This is a genomic window from Pseudoxanthomonas mexicana (genome assembly GCF_010093385.1).
Taxonomy (GTDB): Bacteria; Pseudomonadota; Gammaproteobacteria; order Xanthomonadales; family Xanthomonadaceae; genus Pseudoxanthomonas_A; species Pseudoxanthomonas_A mexicana.
Map to the genome: position 1 here is coordinate 33,999 of NZ_PDWV01000026.1, position 16,718 is coordinate 50,716.

General features: G+C 67.3%; 16 protein-coding genes. 7 read left to right on the plus strand and 9 right to left on the minus strand.

Translation table 11 applies throughout. The features are described 5' to 3' along the window. Window positions 1–296 precede the first annotated feature (296 nt). The 3 genes from CSC76_RS10890 to CSC76_RS10900 form a co-directional block, all read right to left on the minus strand. Window positions 297–1,073: an N-acetylmuramoyl-L-alanine amidase gene (locus tag CSC76_RS10890; protein WP_162110031.1), complete on the minus strand. Its 777-nt coding sequence runs from the start codon at window positions 1,071–1,073 to the stop codon at window positions 297–299. A gap of 139 nt (window positions 1,074–1,212) precedes the next feature. After that, a complete protein-coding gene (locus CSC76_RS10895) occupies window positions 1,213–4,218 on the minus strand; it encodes a TonB-dependent receptor (RefSeq protein ID WP_162110032.1) in 3,006 nt (1,001 codons plus the stop codon). A gap of 54 nt (window positions 4,219–4,272) precedes the next feature. Further along, window positions 4,273–5,688: a transglutaminase-like domain-containing protein gene (locus CSC76_RS10900; RefSeq protein WP_162110049.1), complete on the minus strand. Its 1,416-nt coding sequence runs from the start codon at window positions 5,686–5,688 to the stop codon at window positions 4,273–4,275. 260 nt (window positions 5,689–5,948) lie between these two features. On the opposite strand from CSC76_RS10900, the gene CSC76_RS10905 reads away from it, so the two are divergent. The 5 genes from CSC76_RS10905 to CSC76_RS10925 are packed head-to-tail and all read left to right on the plus strand — an operon-like array spanning window position 5,949 to window position 11,459. Beyond that, the gene (locus tag CSC76_RS10905; RefSeq protein WP_162110033.1) at window positions 5,949–7,403 is read left to right on the plus strand and encodes a C40 family peptidase; all 1,455 of its coding nucleotides are present in this window, start codon (window positions 5,949–5,951) and stop codon (window positions 7,401–7,403) included. Further along, window positions 7,400–8,497 (plus strand): dipeptide epimerase, encoded by a 1,098-nt coding sequence (locus tag CSC76_RS10910; RefSeq protein WP_162110034.1) that lies wholly within the window; start codon window positions 7,400–7,402, stop codon window positions 8,495–8,497. Before CSC76_RS10905 ends, CSC76_RS10910 begins: the two co-directional genes overlap by 4 nt. A gap of 54 nt (window positions 8,498–8,551) precedes the next feature. Then, the gene (locus CSC76_RS10915) at window positions 8,552–9,409 is read left to right on the plus strand and encodes a MurR/RpiR family transcriptional regulator (protein WP_162110035.1); all 858 of its coding nucleotides are present in this window, start codon (window positions 8,552–8,554) and stop codon (window positions 9,407–9,409) included. Further along, window positions 9,409–10,200 (plus strand): L,D-transpeptidase family protein, encoded by a 792-nt coding sequence (locus CSC76_RS10920; RefSeq protein WP_162110036.1) that lies wholly within the window; start codon window positions 9,409–9,411, stop codon window positions 10,198–10,200. The genes CSC76_RS10915 and CSC76_RS10920 overlap by 1 nt, the downstream gene beginning before the upstream one ends. Next, window positions 10,197–11,459, plus strand: a complete 1,263-nt coding sequence (locus CSC76_RS10925) for a dicarboxylate/amino acid:cation symporter (RefSeq protein WP_162110037.1) — start codon at window positions 10,197–10,199, stop codon at window positions 11,457–11,459. Before CSC76_RS10920 ends, CSC76_RS10925 begins: the two co-directional genes overlap by 4 nt. 62 nt (window positions 11,460–11,521) lie before the next feature. On the opposite strand, the gene CSC76_RS10930 is transcribed toward CSC76_RS10925, so the two are convergent. Next, window positions 11,522–11,914, minus strand: coding sequence for a transposase (locus CSC76_RS10930; RefSeq protein WP_162110038.1), 393 nt, complete (start codon window positions 11,912–11,914; stop codon window positions 11,522–11,524). A gap of 261 nt (window positions 11,915–12,175) precedes the next feature. Between CSC76_RS10930 and CSC76_RS10935 the strand changes: the two genes are divergently transcribed. Next, complete coding sequence (locus CSC76_RS10935; RefSeq protein WP_162110039.1) at window positions 12,176–12,733, plus strand: OmpO family porin; 558 nt, start codon at window positions 12,176–12,178, stop codon at window positions 12,731–12,733. A 131-nt stretch (window positions 12,734–12,864) separates the two neighbouring features. Here CSC76_RS10935 and CSC76_RS10940 read toward each other — a convergent pair whose 3' ends face one another. From CSC76_RS10940 to CSC76_RS10960, 5 genes are all read right to left on the minus strand, one after another. Beyond that, window positions 12,865–13,902, minus strand: a complete 1,038-nt coding sequence (locus CSC76_RS10940) for an NAD(P)H-dependent glycerol-3-phosphate dehydrogenase (protein WP_162110040.1) — start codon at window positions 13,900–13,902, stop codon at window positions 12,865–12,867. Window positions 13,903–13,954: 52 nt separating this feature from the next. Beyond that, window positions 13,955–14,467: a protein-export chaperone SecB gene (gene secB / locus CSC76_RS10945; RefSeq protein ID WP_162110041.1), complete on the minus strand. Its 513-nt coding sequence runs from the start codon at window positions 14,465–14,467 to the stop codon at window positions 13,955–13,957. A 96-nt stretch (window positions 14,468–14,563) separates the two neighbouring features. Next, window positions 14,564–15,007, minus strand: a complete 444-nt coding sequence (locus CSC76_RS10950; RefSeq protein ID WP_162110042.1) for a rhodanese-like domain-containing protein — start codon at window positions 15,005–15,007, stop codon at window positions 14,564–14,566. 64 nt (window positions 15,008–15,071) lie between these two features. Beyond that, entirely contained in the window at window positions 15,072–15,494 is a 423-nt protein-coding gene (locus CSC76_RS10955) for a hypothetical protein (protein ID WP_162110043.1), read from the minus strand. 28 nt (window positions 15,495–15,522) lie between these two features. Next, on the minus strand, window positions 15,523–15,981 hold the full coding sequence (locus tag CSC76_RS10960) for a YiiD C-terminal domain-containing protein (RefSeq protein WP_162110044.1): 459 nt from the start codon (window positions 15,979–15,981) through the stop codon (window positions 15,523–15,525). 16 nt (window positions 15,982–15,997) lie between these two features. Here CSC76_RS10960 and CSC76_RS10965 point away from each other — a divergent pair. Next, window positions 15,998–16,718 (plus strand): uroporphyrinogen-III synthase (locus CSC76_RS10965; RefSeq protein ID WP_162110045.1); only part of this gene is annotated, 721 nt, incomplete at its 3' end.

Sequence of the window (16,718 nt, forward strand, 5' to 3'; positions counted from 1 at the left end):
GTCGCCCGTGGGATTGCGTGCGTACGGTGGGTCCTGGCAGGACATGGACACCGCATTGATGCATCCCCGGAACGTATGGATCCCCATCCGTGCCATCCGGCGCATCCCGTTCCGGACGCGCATTGCAGGCATTGCCTGATGCTTCGGTTGTTGCGCCGGCACCCCCGCCGGCTACCTCACCGTCGACCCCTACCGCGATCGACGGAAAACCCCTTTCACAGCGGTGTAGCACGCCCCTTGCGATGAGTCAATAATTTATTCTCGCGTCCCAGAAAAACTGACTGGAATATTCCTGATCAGGGCGATGCCGGAGCGGCTGGCGTCGTGTCGGCGGTGCGCGTGAGCGCATACAGGATGCGCAGGTCCTGGGCGTCCAGTTCGGTGCCTTCCATCCCGCGGAAACGGTGGTGGAATGCGCGCACGGTATCTGCCCGGTTATCGGTGGAATAGCCGATGGCCTGCAGCGCCAACCAGGGATCGAACCCGGCCGGGGGGTCCTGTGTGGCATCGGCTGGCCACAGGCCGAAACCCGCATCGTGCAGCCGCTTCCACGGGAACAGCGGGCCCGGATCGATCTTGCGCGTCGGCGCCAGGTCCGAGTGGCCGATGATCTGCGTGGGCGGAATGCGCAGACGCGTGGTCAGGTCGCGCAGCAGGACGATCAGACTGTCGATCTGCGAATCGGGGAACGGACTTTTTCCGTCGTTGTCGATCTCGATGCCGATGGAGGCGTTGTTGACGTCGGTGATCGCGCCCCAGCGTCCGGCGCCCGCATGCCAGGCACGCTTCGCGTCGCTGACCAGTTGGTAGATCTTTCCGTCCTTGCCGAGCAGGTAGTGCGAACTGACGCGCCCTCCGCTGTTGCGGCTGCGCAGCGTATCCAGCGACTGCTCGACGGACGCCTGTTCGGTGTAGTGCAGCACGATGACCACCGGCCGGCGCTCATCGAAATTCTTCGACGGGACCCAGGTGGCCAGCGGGTTGCGCGGACCGCTGTGCGCGCAGGCGGCCAACAGCACGGTCATGGCGGCGACGGCCAGGATGCGCCGCGCGGGTGGGACGGACGGGGTCATGACGGTTCCTCCGCAAAGGCAGGGTTACAGGAATAGTACGGCGCACGCACCCTGCGCACGCGCACCAGGGCAAAAGAAAGGCCTGCCGCGAACGGCAGGCCACGGGAGAGTCACAGCTTCGACCGCATGCGCTGCGCGATCAGAAGTTCCACGTCACCACGAGCTGGGTGTAGCGGGGGGATTGCCAGACGGTGCCTTCGCCGAAGTAGGGCATTTCGTTGCCCGGCGTACTTTCGTAGCGGGAGTGCACGTTGATGACGGTCTGCTTGTCCAGCAGGTTGTAGACCGACAGCCTCGCCTTGAGATCGATTCCTTCGACCGGCAGGGTCCAGGTGACATTGGCGCCCACGTCATACACCCAGGGCATGCGGCCGAAAGCTCCGCGTCCGGTATAGACCAGTTCGCGCGTAGTCCAGTCGCTGCAGCCCGACACGCAGATCCAGCCCGAGCCACCGCCACTGAATTCACCCGGACCACCGGCGCTGCGGTTGTCGTTGGGCCACCGCACACCGAAGGCCGTGATCGGACCGCCCGAGCGCACCGATACCGTCGTACCGAAACTCCACATCTCGTTGAGCTTGTAGCTGCCCCGAAGCTTGATCTGGTGGCGGTAGTCGTTGAACAGGACGCCGTAGCGCTCGTTCACTGCCGGATGGTCGTAGTACTGGACGAGGTTCGTGTCGTTGTAGCCCGTATCGGAGTTGACGGGACCTTCGATGTTGCCCTCCGATTTCGACCACAGGTAAGACGCATTGAACGCCCACTTGTCGTCCCAGGCACGGTCGATCTGGAACTCGACCGCCTTGTAGGTCCGCTTGGGCTTCTTGTAGCCCATCACCAGGCCGCTGCCTAGCGCGATGTAACCGTCGCGCGAGCTGTCGAACGTCACCCAGTCCTCGGTATCGGGGCACCACAGCGTGGTCGTCTCGCCGGGGTTGATGATGGGCCAGTCGCCGGAATACCAGTCGCACCCTTCGACATGATTTATCCGCGCATCCTCGACGGCACGGGTCACTTTTCGATAGGTCGCATTGACACCCCACGACCACGCCTGGTTGATCGCCTGCTGGAAGCCCAGGATGTATTCGTCCTGGAAGACCTGCTTGAGGTCCTTGGCCACGGCCGTGCGGACATCGTCCGGGGCGGGCACGTTGCCCTCGGTATTGACCGGACCCAACTGTTCGCCGATGTCAGGAAAGAGATAGGGCGCGCCGGTCACCGGATCGGTCCGCTCGACCCAACCATTGAGCACGTAGTAGGTGTGCTCGTCCGTGGTGCCGCCACCGAAATAGTCCGTGAGTTTGTTGGTGATGGGAATGTAGTAGCGTCCGGCGTTGCCGAAGAACTTGGTCGTGCCGTCACCCTTCATGTCCCAGCTGAAGCCCAGGCGCGGAGAGATCATGTCGCTGAAGTCGGCCTTGGCGAAGCTGGCGCCAGACGCCAGCTTGTTGTGGAACTTGTCTGCGCGCAGGCCAAGATTCAACAGAAGGTTGGGCGTGACGTTCCAGTTGTCTTCGATGTAGATCGCCTGCGCTTCCGTGGTGACGGGCGCACCGGTGACGTAGCGACGTGCATCGATATAGGCCGTCACGCCGTCGGGAATGGTGGCGCCGTTCGGCAGATCGCGATCCGTTTCGTCAGCCGCGATACCAATCGCGGTATAGCTGACGCCGTCGCCCGGATAGATGCGGGAGCTGGTGGAATCCATGATCTCCTGATCGAATCCGAAGCGCAGCAGATGGTCGCCCAAGGCCCACTCGAAATCCAAGCGGGTCGCTTCGCGCTTGTCGTAGCGGCTGCTGATACTTGCGTTGCTTGGATGGCATCCCTCACGCATTGTTGCCGGCGGAAACAGCGCGTTGTATGTGCCCGAGCGACTGACGATGCTGCAGCCTGCGTCCCAGGGGCTCCCGCCAGTGGCACTCCGCTTGTTTACACCGTACATCGCCTTGGCGACGAAATTCTCCGTCAGGTGCCCGGTGTAGGTCAGGGACCAGTTGTCACCACCCGAGCCCGCGTAACTTTCGCCTGTCTTCTCGCCACGGGCTTCCGCATCCCAATCGTAGTCATAAGAACTCGTACTGGACTCGGCCTCGTCGGAGAATGCCAGCAGCTCAAGCAAATGGTTGTCATTGATCTGCCAGTCGAGCTTGGCGCCCCAGAAATCGTTGTTGCTGTCGGTGTACCAGGCCTCGATCGTGTCGACGTCCTTGGGATTGCTGTCCCGGTTCTCGTACATCGCGAAGAAGAACAGCTTGTCCTGGACGATGGCGCCCGATGCCCAGACATTCGTCTTGTAGGACGAACCCCCGTCCCTGCTCCGGCGATCGCGCTCGTCGATGGTACCGTCCGAATGGAACCGGTCCTTCTGGTCTGCGGCCCATGCCCGCGGCTGCATGGTGAGCTCGGCACCGGCCTGGAACTCGTTGCTGCCCGACCGTGTCACCGCATTGATGACGCCGCCCGTGGTGCGTCCAAACTCAGCGGAGTATCCGCCGGTCTTGACCTGGAATTCCTCGTAGAACGCGAACGGAACGGACGAGAATCCCTGACGCCGATAAGGGTCGGTGACGTTGAGGCCATTGATGTAGACCGCGTTCTCCGCGACCGACGAACCGCCAAAAGTGAGACCGCCGAACGTGGCGCCGGACGAGACCACGCCGGGCGCGAGCAATGCCACGGACTCCACACTCTGGTCCACAGGGAGCCGCGCCAGTTCCTGGCGCCTGATGTTCGTCGCCGACTCCGTCGAACGCACGTCCACGCGGTTGATCACGCGCGAACCCACCACCTGCACGGCGTTGAGGTTCACCACGCCGCCGTCGCTGCCTAGGTTGACGGTGGTGGTGCCGCCCAGCGCGACGTTGACGGCCACGGATTCGCCCACGTCCTCGCCATTGCGCTTGACCTGCAGCTGGTAGTCGCCCACCGGCAGCTGGCTGAGGCGGTAGCCGCCGTCGCCGCCCACCGTCACCGAGCGCGTCGCGCCCGTGGCGGTGTTGGTGATCATGATCTGGTCGCCCGCGCTTGCACGGCCGGCGACCGCACCGGTCGCGCTCTGCGCCATCGCCAGGGGCGCCATCGACGCCAGGCAGGCGCCCAACGCCATGCCCAGTGCCGCCTTCTTCAGAACCTTGCCTTTCATCCCCGCTCTCTCCTGCTAAAGATGGTGTTGAATCGTGTGGTGGTGGTGTTGCGATCAGCCGCGCCCGTCCCGGGGCAGCACGGTCCATTCGAACTGGTAATCCCATTGGTCGAAGTAGAGGTTCCCGCCCCTCCACTCCACTTCACCGCGCTGCAGGTCGACCGTCTCTGAGCGCTCGTGCTGCTTGGCGGGGATGAAGTCGCGCGAATAGTCGTCGTTGAAGGCGACGCGGTAGGCATCCAGCCCGCCCAGGTAGAACCAGCGCAGGGCCGGATCGTCCGACTCCAGCTGACCGCTGGTCACGTCCATCGGCACCCAGCCGTAGGGCGCCAGGTACAGCGCGCCCCAGTCGTGCATGGTGTCGTGGCCTTCGACGTCTTCGGAATACGCCCAACCCGACTGCCAGCGCGCGGGAATGCCGTTCATCCGCAACAGCGTGATCAGCAGCAGCGTCTGCTGGCCGCAGTCGGCGTGGCCGGCGCGGAAGGCGTAGTCGCTGATGTTGCTGAGGGTGGAGTATTCGCGGGCACCCGCCCACGGTATGCGGTCCACCGCCGCGAACAGCTTCTGCGCGATGCGGTAGGGGTTGGTCTCGTCGCCGACGACGTCGGCGCTGAAGCGGCGCAGGTCGTCGCTGAAGACCACATGCGGCGCGCGTTCGGCCACGAACGGCTCCAGCTCCGGCGTCAGCGTGGGCGGCACCACGCGGTCCGGATCTATCGCGACGCGGCGCGCGTGCACGGTAACTTCGTAGGTCAGCGGGAAGGTCGTCGGCTGGCCCGCGATGGCGGACTGTTCGAGATAGGCCGTGCGTTGCAGCGCGCGCTCGGGCGCGACCTGCGGCCTGGCCGGTCGGCTCTCGACCAGGGCGATGGCTTCCTGCTGGCCGGCGATGGCGCGCGGATAGGGAATCCATGCGCGCACCGTCTCGCCAGCCGGCACCGCGTCGGGCTTGACGGTGATGCGGTGGGTGATGCGGACGCGGCGGGGCAGCACGCTGGTCGCGCCCGTCGCCTTGGATGCCTGCACCACGTCGCGGTGATGTCGATGCAGCGTTTCGTAGGGCCCCTGGACGAAGGGGCGCACCGGCGCTGCGCGGCGGGCGGCCGCTTCCGGGCTCAGCCGGAACAGGTTGGACACCGAGCGGTTGAAGTAGCGTGGCTCGCCGTCGATGTCGAGGCGTTCGATCAATCCGGCGGCGTCCCACCGCTGGAACTCGTCTTCGCGCAGGTCCGGTACCTGCGCGCGGATGCGCTGCCTGACCGCCGCACCATCCAGGCCGAAGTCCAGTCGGATGCGGCGCATGCGCTCGCGCTGGAACTGCAGCGCCCGGGCGTCGGCGACGCTGCCCGCCTGCAACGCCCGATCGATCGCCTGATCTGCCTCGTGGAAGCGCCCGCGGTCGATGTCGGCGACGATCGCCGCCAGCGGATCGCCCGCCATGGCCAGTCCCGGCGCCAGGAGTACCATCGGCCACCCGCCCAGACACAGCCACGCGGCCAGCCGGCGCTGCCGGCGCCTGCCGCGTACTGCAATGGTGTGCTGGCTACCGCTGGCATCCACGTCGAACATCCCCTAGCCGACCGGTCACGGTTGTGTAACACGAGGCAAATGCGAGGGTCAATAATTTATTCTTGATTTTTATCTCGTGAGAAATAAATATTCTTGCAGAACCCACCCCCGGCATGGCGTCATGTGCATCCAAGGGCGGGACTGATGGAGGGGAGTGGATGAACGTATCGACGCCGTACCGGCCCAGCGTGGGGCCGCGCACACCCGGACGCGGCACGCTGGCCCGCGCACTGGCGCTGGTCCTGCTGGGCGCCACGCTGTCGGCCACCGCACGCGAGCCCCTGCCGGTGCCGCGCCACGCGGTCATCGGGGTCGAAGACCACCACCTGCAGGCCGACTACTGGATCGGCAGGCTGGCCCAGCCGCAGCGCGTCCTGCTGGACGCCCCCGGGGTCGCCGCGCAGAACGCGCGCATGCGCCAGCAGGACCGCCACGTCCACGACCTGGAAGCCCTGCCCGCGACGCTGACGCGCGCCAATGTGCGTGCATGGCTGGATCCGCTGTCGGCCCCGCCCACCCGCACCCTGTACGACGACCAGGGCCGCGAGATCGCGGCGGACCGCCTGGCGGCGATCGCGGCCAACGCGGCGGTCGATGCCGTGGCCGAACATGCCCCTGCACGTTACGGTCTGGTGGTGCACCGCGCGGACCTGCGGACGTTCCCCACCCGCGAGCGCGTGTTCAACAGCGCGGACGACACCGACATCGACCGCTTCCAGGAAAGCGCACTGTTCCCCGGCACGCCGGTGGTCATCGCGCACACCAGTGCGGACGGTGCGTGGTACTTCGTGGTGAGCCCGCTGTATGCCGCCTGGATCGAGAAGCGGCATGTCGCCGTGGGCAGCCGCGACGCCGTGTTCGGTTACGGCCGCAGCGGCCCGGGCCTAGTGGTGACGGGCGCGACCGCCCGAACCGTCTACAACCCCGAGGAGCCCGGCCTGTCGGCGCTGCAACTGGACATGGGCGTGCGCGTACCGGTGCTGGCCGACTGGCCGGCCGATGCCCCGGTGAACGGGCAACACCCCTACACCTCGCACGTGATCCAGCTGCCGGTGCGGCGCGGGGACGGCTCGCTGGCCCTGCTGCCTGCCCTGCTGCCGCGTACTGCCGACGTGGCACCGGACTACCTGCCGCTGACGCCGGCCAACCTCCTGCAGCAGGGTTTCAAGTTCCTGGGCGAACGCTACGGCTGGGGCCACGGGTACGACAGCCGCGATTGCAGCGGATTCGTGTCCGAGGTCTACCGCAGCATGGGCATCGTCCTGCCCCGCAACACCAGTGCGCAGGCGGTCAGCCCGGCGCTGGAACGCATCGGCTTCGACCCCGGCGACAGCCACGAGAAGCGGCTGGCCATGCTGCGCACGCTGCAGGTGGGCGACCTGGTGTACATCCCCGGCCACGTGATGATGGTGATCGGCCACGACAACGGCATCACCTACACCATCCACGACACCACCGGCATCACCTATCGCGGCGCCGACGGCAAGACCGTGCGCGCCAGGCTCAACTCCGTGGCGGTCACCCCGCTGGAGCCCTTGCTGTTCAACAGCGAGCAGTCCACCGTCGACCGCATCACCGCCATCCAGCGCGTCCGTCCCCAAGGGGCTCCATGAAGATCACCGATATCAAGTTCGGCATGCTGCGCGTGCCGTTGAAGACACCGTTCAAGACCGCCCTGCGCACGGTGGACACGGTGGAGGACATCGTGGTGATCGTGCACACGGACACCGGCCACGTCGGCTATGGCGAGGCGCCGGCGACCGCGGTCATCACCGGCGACACGCATGGCTCCATCGTCGAAGCGGTCGGCAAGTTCATCCGGCCCCGCCTGATCGGCCAGGACATCGCCAACCTCAACCGCATCACCGACCTCATCCAGACCGCGCTGGAGCGCAACACCAGCGCCAAGGCCGCGGTGGAGATCGCGGTGTACGACCTGTGGGCGCAGCTCTACGACGCGCCACTGTACAAGATGCTGGGCGGCGGCGATCCGGTCATCACCACCGACATCACCATCAGCGTGGACTACATCGACAAGATGGTGGCCGACTCGATCAGCGCGGTGGAGCGCGGCTTCGAATCGCTGAAGATCAAGGTGGGCAAGGACATCGGCCTGGACATCGAGCGGGTGAAGGCCATCTATTCGGCCGTCGAGGGCCGCGCGCTGCTGCGCCTGGACGCCAACCAGGGCTGGACCGCCAAGCAGGCGGTGTTCGCCATGCAGCACCTGGAGGACGCCGGAGTGGTGCTGGAGCTGCTGGAACAGCCTGTGAAGGCGCGCGACCTGGACGGGCTGAAGTACGTCACCGATCGCGTGCACACGCCGGTGATGGCGGACGAGAGCGTGTTCGGCCCCACCGAGGTGATCGACCTGATCAAGATGCGCGCCGCCGACATCATCAACATCAAGCTGATGAAGACCGGCGGCATCTCCAACGCCATCCGCATCGCCGACATCGCCTCGCTGTACGGGGTGGAATGCATGATCGGCTGCATGATCGAGACCAGCATCAGCGTGGCCGCCGCCGTGCACGTGGCCGCGGCCAAGGCCAACGTCATCACCAAGGTGGACCTGGACGGTCCGTCGCTGGGGCAGTTCAACCCGGTCGAAGGCGGGGTGATCTTCAACGAATCGGAAATCACCATCACCGATGCGCCGGGCCTGGGCATCCGCGAGATCCGCGGGCTGGAGCTGCTGCCGGGCTGAGCCCAGCGGCGACGGCCCGTTGTCAGCGCCGTCCGGCCCCATCACACTCCGGCCATGACGAATCCCCTGGTGAAGATCCGTTCCGAACGCGACCAGATGTCGGCCATCGAGCGCCGCATCGCCGACTTCATCCTGGACAACGCGCACCTGCTGCGCGACTACTCCTCGCAGCAGCTGGCCAGCGCGCTGGGCATCAGTCAGTCCAGCGTGGTGAAGTTCGCCCAGAAGTCCGGCTTCAAGGGCTATCCCGACCTCAAGTACACCATCGGCGAAGCGATCGCCCGCAACGGCAACGGCCACACCCAGCTACCGGAGGCCGTCCAGGACGATGCGCCCGACGCCTACCAGCGGCTGCAGGATGGATTGCGCCGCAGCAAGTTGGCCGCCGAGGAAGAGACCCGCAGCCTCAATCCGCGCACGCAGATCGAGCCGATCGTGGAGATGATCGACCAGGCCGGCAAGGTGTTCGTCTGCGGCCTGGGCGATGACGGCCTGTTCGCGCGCGAGTTCGCCATGCGGCTGTCGTTGTTGGGACTGCTGACGGTCCATCACGCCGATCCCATCCTGATGATGGCCAACCTGTCCGCGGCGCGGCCGGGCGACGTGCTGCTGATGTTCTCCGAGTTCGGCAAGCTGCCCGAACTGTCGCAGGTCAGCCGGCAGTTCCAGGCGTGCGAGGGCAAGGTCATCTCGATCACCCGCCATACCGCCAACCCGTTGCGCGCGCATGCCGACGCCGCCCTGGTGATCTCCGCGCACGATCCTGAGGCGCACGTGGAACAGCTGCTCTACCGCTCGTCGCTGCAATCGCTGCTCGACTTCGTGTTCGTCCTGCTGTGCCAGGCCAATCCGGACCGTCACCGCCAGCTCGCCATCAACCTCGAACGCATCCATCACCTGCTGGAGTCGTGATGCCCATACTGTCGTTTCCACACCGCTCGTTGCGCGCTTTCGGCCTGGCCGCCCTGATGGCATGCGGCGCCAATGCGTGCGCCACCGGCCAACCGGCCAGTGCCCCGCAGGCCTGGCGCGATGCCCGCCAACTGGTGCTGGTGGTGACCGATGGCTGGGATGCCACCACGGGTACGCTGCAACGCTTCGAGCTTCGCGATGGGCGATGGCAGGCGGCGTCGACATCGTCGCCTATCTCGGTGGGACGCAACGGCGCGGCGTGGGGCCTGGGGCTGCATCCGGCCCAGTCCGGCGGACCGCAGAAGCAGGAAGGCGACGGTCGCGCGCCGGCAGGCGTATTCACACTTGGCGAGGCATTCGGTTACGCGGGCGAGGCCGCCACCGCCATGCCCTACCGGCCGATGCAGGCCACCAGCTACTGCATCGACGTGCCGGATTCGCCGCTGTACAACCGCATCATCGATACCCGTACCGAGGGCGAGGCGGCGGCGAAGGGCTCGACCGAGCCGATGCGTCTGGATCTGCACAACAACGGCGATCCGCGTTATCGCGAAGGACTGGTGATCGGCCACAACCCGACCGCCACCCCGCGCGCCGGCAGCTGCATCTTCGCCCACCTGTGGCGCACGCCGGGCGAGCCCACGGCCGGCTGCACCGCAATGGCGGCCGAGACGATGGACGGCATGCTGGCCTGGCTGCGTCCCGACGCCCGGCCGGTGTTCGTGCTGCTGCCGCGCGCGGAGTACGAACGCCTTGCCCATGCCTGGCGGCTGCCGGAGCGTGCGCCGTGAGGTGGCCCGGCGCCACCGCGCGCGTCCTGATCGGCCTGGCGGCCGGCGCTCTGGTCGGTCTGTCGCTGGCGCACTGGCTGCCCGCGACCGCGGGCACGGCCGTGGCCATCGCCCAGCCCCTCGGCAAGCTGTGGCTTAGCGGCCTGCAGATGACCGTCGTGCCGCTCGTGCTGTCGCTGGTGATCCTCGGCGTGGCGACCGCGAGCGATGCGGCCGCCTCTGGCCGCGTCGCCCGCCGCGCGATGGTGGTGTTCATTGCCCTGCTGTCGCTGTTCGCGGCTTATGCGGCCATCGTCGCGCCGCTCGTGCTTTCGATGGTGCCGCCCAGCGAAGCGCTGACGGCCACCCTGCGCGGCACGCTGCCCGCCGCCGGCGCAGTGGCCGCGCCCGGGCTCGCCGACTGGATCGGCTCCGTCGTTCCCAGCAACGCCATCATGGCCGCGGCGCAGGGCGCGATGCTGCCGGTGGTGGTGTTCGCCCTGTTCTTCGGTTTCGCACTGACCCGCGTGCAGGAGGACCGGCGCGCCCAGATCATCGGCTTCTGCCACGGCATCGCCGACACCATGATCGTCATCGTGCGCTGGATGCTGCTGGCCGCACCCATCGGCGTGTTCGCACTGGTGCTTGCGGTATGCGCGCAGGCGGGCATCGGCGTGATCGGCGCGCTGGCGGGCTATATCGCCCTGCAGTGCGGCATGTACCTGGGCGCGACCCTGATCTGCTACGTGCTGGTCGCGGTGCTGGCGCGCCAGTCCCCGCTCGCCTTCGCCAAGGCCATCCTGCCCGCGCAGGTGGTGGCCGCCAGCACGCAGTCATCGCTGGCGTCGCTGCCCGCAATGGTGGAAAGCGCGCGCTTCCGCCTGGGCCATCCGCGCGCGGTAGCCGCGCTGGTGTTGCCGATGGCGGTGACGCTGTTCCGCATCACCAGCCCGATCCAGTACATCGTCGCGGCGTGCTTCGTCGCCTGGGCGTACGGCATCGATGTGAATGCGGTGACGCTGGCGGCCGGTGCCGCCCTGGCCGTGGTGATCAGCCTGGGATCGATCGGCCTGCCGGGACAGGTGAGCTTCATGGCGACGGTGCTGCCGGTAACGCAGTCGATGGGCCTGCCGATCGAACCGCTGGGCCTGCTGCTGGCGGTGGACACCATTCCGGACGTATTCGCCACCACCGGCAACGTCACCGGCGACCTGACCGCCACCAGCATCGTCGCGCGCCAGTCGCCCGATGCGCGCGATGTCGACGCGCCCGGCGACTGAGACGCCACGTCACCCTCCGCGCCGCGTGGCGTCGCCACGCTGGCGCACTGCAGGCCAGTCCGCTACCTGCGCTCTTCGGGCGACCGCGACCGCAGGTAGGTGGTGACCAGCCGCCGGAGCAATCCTGCCTTTTGGGATCGGTCATCGAGGGCGACGATCACCTTGTCCCACAGCCCTTCGTGGGCCCACCGCGTGAACCGGACATACACGCTGTGCCACGGACCGGCACTCGACGACAACTGCACCCAGGGCCGGCCCGTCGCGGCGATCCACAGGACCGCGTCCACGAAGGCGCGTGTGCGTTCACCGTTGCGCGCGCGGGCGCTCACCAACGCGGGCAATGCGGCCAAGACCGCGCGCCATTCGTCGTCGTCCAGGGAGAGCATGTCGTCCATCCCCGGCGAGACCGCGTCGCGCTCCTCCTGCTCTCCCGTACGTCCCTGTTCCTCGATCATCACGCCTCTCCTGATCGCCCGAAAAACCTGCACACCTTGCATGCGCCGCGAATTCCTTCCGCCTGCAGGTTCATTCGTCGCGCCCGCCCGTGAACGGACATCCGCGCTGCATGCAAGCGCCGCAAGTTCCCCTGCCGCACGCTTAATTCATGTACTGGTCAGTTTGATATTCAGGGGATGTTGTGAGGTGAAGCGGATACTGCGCCCACCGTCGCAGTGCATCGCGATGGACACACAACAACAAACAGAAAGGCGTTCCCCATGAAGAAGTCCTTGCTTGCCCTGACCCTGCTGGCCGCCGCTCCGTTCGCTGCTTCGGCCGCGGAAGGCGTGTCCTACAACTACGTCGAAGGTGGCTACACCGCGACCAACCTGAGCGACGGCCTGCCGGACGCCGACGGCTGGGGTGTGAAGGGTTCGGTGGCCATCGCCCCGAATTTCCACCTGTTCGGCGACTACACCACGCAGGAGTTCGACGACACCAACGTCGATATCGACAACTACCGTTTCGGCGTGGGTTACAACCACGAGATCAGCCAGCGCGCCGATCTGATCACCCGCGTGGCCTATGAGCGCTACAAGGTGCCGGGCGACCATCTGAACGGCTACAGCGCCGAAGTCGGCGTGCGTGGCGCGATCGCGCCGAAGTTCGAAGGCTTCGCCACCGTCGGCTACGAGGACGGCAGCGACTTCGACGGCGATTTCTACGGCCGTCTGGGTGCGCAGGTGAAGTTCAACCAGAACTGGGGCCTGAGCGGCGACGTGAAGTTCGCCGACAACGATACCCAGTGGTTCGTCGGTCCGCGTTTCACCTGGTAACACGCAACACCGCTCCCCCGCGACGCGTCCTCTCTCCCCGCGTCGCACCCAGCCCGGCCCCTGTGGCCGGGCTTTTTCATGCGGCAAAGAAAAAGCCCGGCGGTGAGGCCGGGCTGTTCGCTTGCGCTGCGTTACTTGAACAGCGTTTCCGGATACTCCGGCTTCTGTTCGCGCGCGAGCAACTGTTGCAGGCCATCGCGCGGGGTCAGCTCGCCATGCAGCACGGCGCGTACCGCGCTGGAGATCGGCAGGTCGATGCCGTGGCGGTCGGCCTGGCGCATCACTTCATCCGCCGTCTGCACCGACTCGACCACCTGGCCGATCTCGCGCACCGCGTCCTGCAGCGACTGGCCGCGACCCAGGGCCAGGCCCAGGCGGCGGTTGCGCGAGAGGTCGCCGGTACACGTCAGCACCAGATCGCCCAGACCGGCCAGCCCCATCAGGGTTTCCGGCTTGGCGCCGATGACGGCCGACAGGCGCAGCATCTCGTTGAGGCCGCGGGGGATCAGGCCCGCACGCGCGTTGAGGCCCAGCTGCATGCCGTCGGCCACGCCGGTGGCCACGGCCAGCACGTTCTTCATCGCGCCGCCGAGCTCGGCCCCCACCATGTCGTCGCCGGTATAGGCGCGGAACGCGGGGCCATGCATCACGTCGGCCACGGCCTGCGCGAACACGGGATCGGCGCCATGCACGGTCACCGCGGTGGGCAGGCCCAGCGCGACCTCCTTGGCGAACGAAGGACCGGTGACGACGGCCAGCGGCACGTCGGGACCCAGGATGTCTTCGGCCACCTCATGCAGGAAACGGCCGGAGCCGGTCTCGAAGCCCTTGGTGGCCCACGCGACGCCCGCGCCCAGGGGACGCAGCGGCGCCAGCTTGCGCAGCGTTTCGGTGAAGGCGTGCGAAGGCACCACCACCAGCACCTGGTCGGCGCCCTTGAGCGAGGTTTCCAGATCGGTGGTGGCGCGCAGCGTGAGCGGCAGCGGGATACCGGGCAGGTAGCGCGTGTTCTCGTGCTGCGCGTCGATCGCTGCGGCGACCACGGGATCGCGACCCCACAGGGTGACGGCGTGGCCATGCCGCGCCATCAGCGCGGCCAGCGCCGTGCCCCACGACCCGGCACCCAGCACCGCGATCTTCAGCGGTGTGCTTGCTTGCAGATCAGTCATCCGTCACCCCTGTGCGAAGCGTCGCCGCCCTGACGGGATTGTGCATCACGGATCAGGCGTTGCCGGCGGGTTCCGAGTTGGCCAGGCTGGCGTCGCCCTGCGCGGCGCGCTGGCGCAGCGATTCGGCGTACAGGGCCTCGAAGTTGATCGGCTGCAGGAAGAACGGCGGGAAGCCGCCCGCCTGCACCAGGTCGCTGACCAGCTGGCGCACGTACGGGAACAGGATGTTCGGGCACTGGGTGCCCAGCAGCACGTCCACGGCCTGCGCTTCCAGGCCCATCAGGCCGAAGATGCCGGCCTGCTGCACTTCCGCGACGTAGGCGGTCTTGTCGCCGGCCTTGCAGGTCAGGGTCACGCCCAGCACCACTTCGAAGGCATTCTCGCCCAGGCGCTGCACGCGCTGGTTGAGGTTGAGCTGCAGCTCCGGCTGCACGTTCTCGGTGAAGATCGCCGGGGCGCCGGGCACTTCGAAGGAAACGTCCTTGACGTAGATCTTCTCGACAGTGAAGGCAGGGCCAGCGGCTTCGGCGGGCGCGACCGCGCCGTTGGGGGGCTCGTCGGACATTTCGTACTCCGGAATCAGGCTTGATGCAGTGAATGGAAGATTATGGCATGGCGCCGGCACGGCCCCGCTTCAAGGGGCCATACCGGCCAGGCGGACTCAGCGGCCCTTGACCAGCGGCAGGTCGGCCTGCTGCCAGGCGGCGACGCCGCCGTCCAGCACGTAGACCTTCTCGAAGCCGGCCTTCTTCAGGCGCTTGGCGGCGGCGCCCGCGGTCTGCCCGGTGCGGCACACCAGCACCACCGGCTGGGACTTCGCCCCGGCCAGCAGCTTGTGCTCGGGGCCGAAGCTGCTGGGCAGCACGTTGCGGCTGCCGGCGATGTGGCCCTTCTCGAAGTCGTTGCTTGCCGACAGGTCCACGACCAGGGCGTTCTCGCTGTTGACCAGATGGGTCAGCTCGGCCGGACGCAGGGCCTTGTAGCCGCGGAACAGGCGCGCGATCTCGGTGTACACGATGGCCACCGTCAGGGCGACCAGCGCCAGCGACAGGATCTGGTTGAAGGGCGAACGGGTGGCGAAAGCCAGGATTTCTTCGAAATTCACAGGGTTGGCGACCGTGGAGCGGGCGGCGATTGTCGCACAGGACGCCGCCGCGGACGCCGGGCGACTACTGGCCTTTCCACAGGTCGGGCATGCCTACCACCAGCCACCAGCGCTTGGCCTCGGGATCCCAGCGCCAGCGCTCGACGTAGCGTTCCGTCCGTTCGGCCATGGTGTGCTTGTTGATGACACGCAACTCCACGGCCCTTTCCACCGTGCCATCGGGTCCGCCGCGGGTCGAGAGATCGCGGTAACCGGATATCTGGATCTGCTTGTAGCGCTCGAACTCCAGCTCGGTCATGGGGTGTTCGGCGCGGTAGGCCGGATCGACGGCCTGCCAGGCGTTCTCGAAATCGCCCCAGCGGATGGAGGCCGCGTAGGCATCCTGCACCTGCTGCAGCTTGCCGCGCTGCATCCGGCTCTGGGCCCCGGCCGGCGCCAGTACCGCCAGCAGCCCCAACACCCACAGCATTCGTGCGATCACCCGCATGGCATCCCCTCCCGTTGCTGACCGCATGCTACCGCTTCGCGATGGCGACATAGCGCCCGCTGAGCGTGGTGGCCAGTCCGCCTTCAGGCAGCAGGACCTTCGCCTCGACCTGGATGCGGGCGCGCCCACGTTGCACGAGCGTGTCGATGAACGTGTCCCAGGATTGCCCCTGGGCGGGCATCGCCTCGGCGACCAGGTCGTTGTACAGCGGCGCGAGATAGCGGATCTGGCTGTCGGCCACGTAGACCTCGGCCTTCAGGCCGGCCAAACGCAACTTCAGCGTCACCAGTCCCCAGCCGGCCACCGTCATCAGCGACGTCAGGCTGCCGCCGAAGGCATTGCCCTTGTCGTTGACGTTGGCCGACAGCGGCGCTATCAGGCGCAGCGCATCGCCGCGCATTCCCTCCACCTCGACCTGCATCGCCGCCACCGGCGGCATGCCGCGGCAGTACTCACGCAGTTCCTGCAGGGCTTCTTCCAGACTCATCGCTCATAATCCGCGCATGGGACATCCAACGCCGCCGGCATGGTACGTCATCTCGCTTCGGCCCCAGGGCGGCCACGCGGCGCTGCGCCGCACCGCTCGCCGGCACGGCGCAGGTCTGCTGGCGCTGTCGCCGTGGCGCATCCGCCGTTGTGACGACGCGACCACCCGGGCCGACTTGCGGAAGGCGCTGCAGTGCCCGCGGGTCGTATTCACCAGCCCCGCCGCCGTGGTCGCCGCGGATGCGCTCGAACGGCTGCACGCACGTCCGGGACAGGCCTGGTTCGCGGTAGGCGCGGGGACCGCCGCGGCACTGCGCCGCGCCGGCATCGCCGAGGTGTCGTTTCCCGGTCGCATGGACAGCGAAGGCCTGTTGGCACTGCCCGCGCTGGCCGACCTGGGCGGTGCGGAGATCGGGTTCGTCACCGCGCCCGATGGACGCAACCTGCTGGTGCCGACGCTGGCGGCGCGCGGCGCGCGCGTGCATCGCGCCGAGGTCTACCGGCGCGAATCCGTTGCGCTGTCCCGCCGCGCGCTGGACGCCCTGGCGCAGCTGCAGGCGCCCGCCTGCTTGTTGTTGAGCAGCGGTGGTGCGCTGGAGCAGGTCCTGGCCCAGCTTCCCGAAGCGCTTCGCACGCGGCTCAGAAAGGCCGTTGTCGTCGCCGCCAGCGCCCCCTTTGCCGACGCGGCGCGAACTGCGGGGCTCGGCTGCCCGCGTCCTGCTGCGCGTCCCCGGCCGG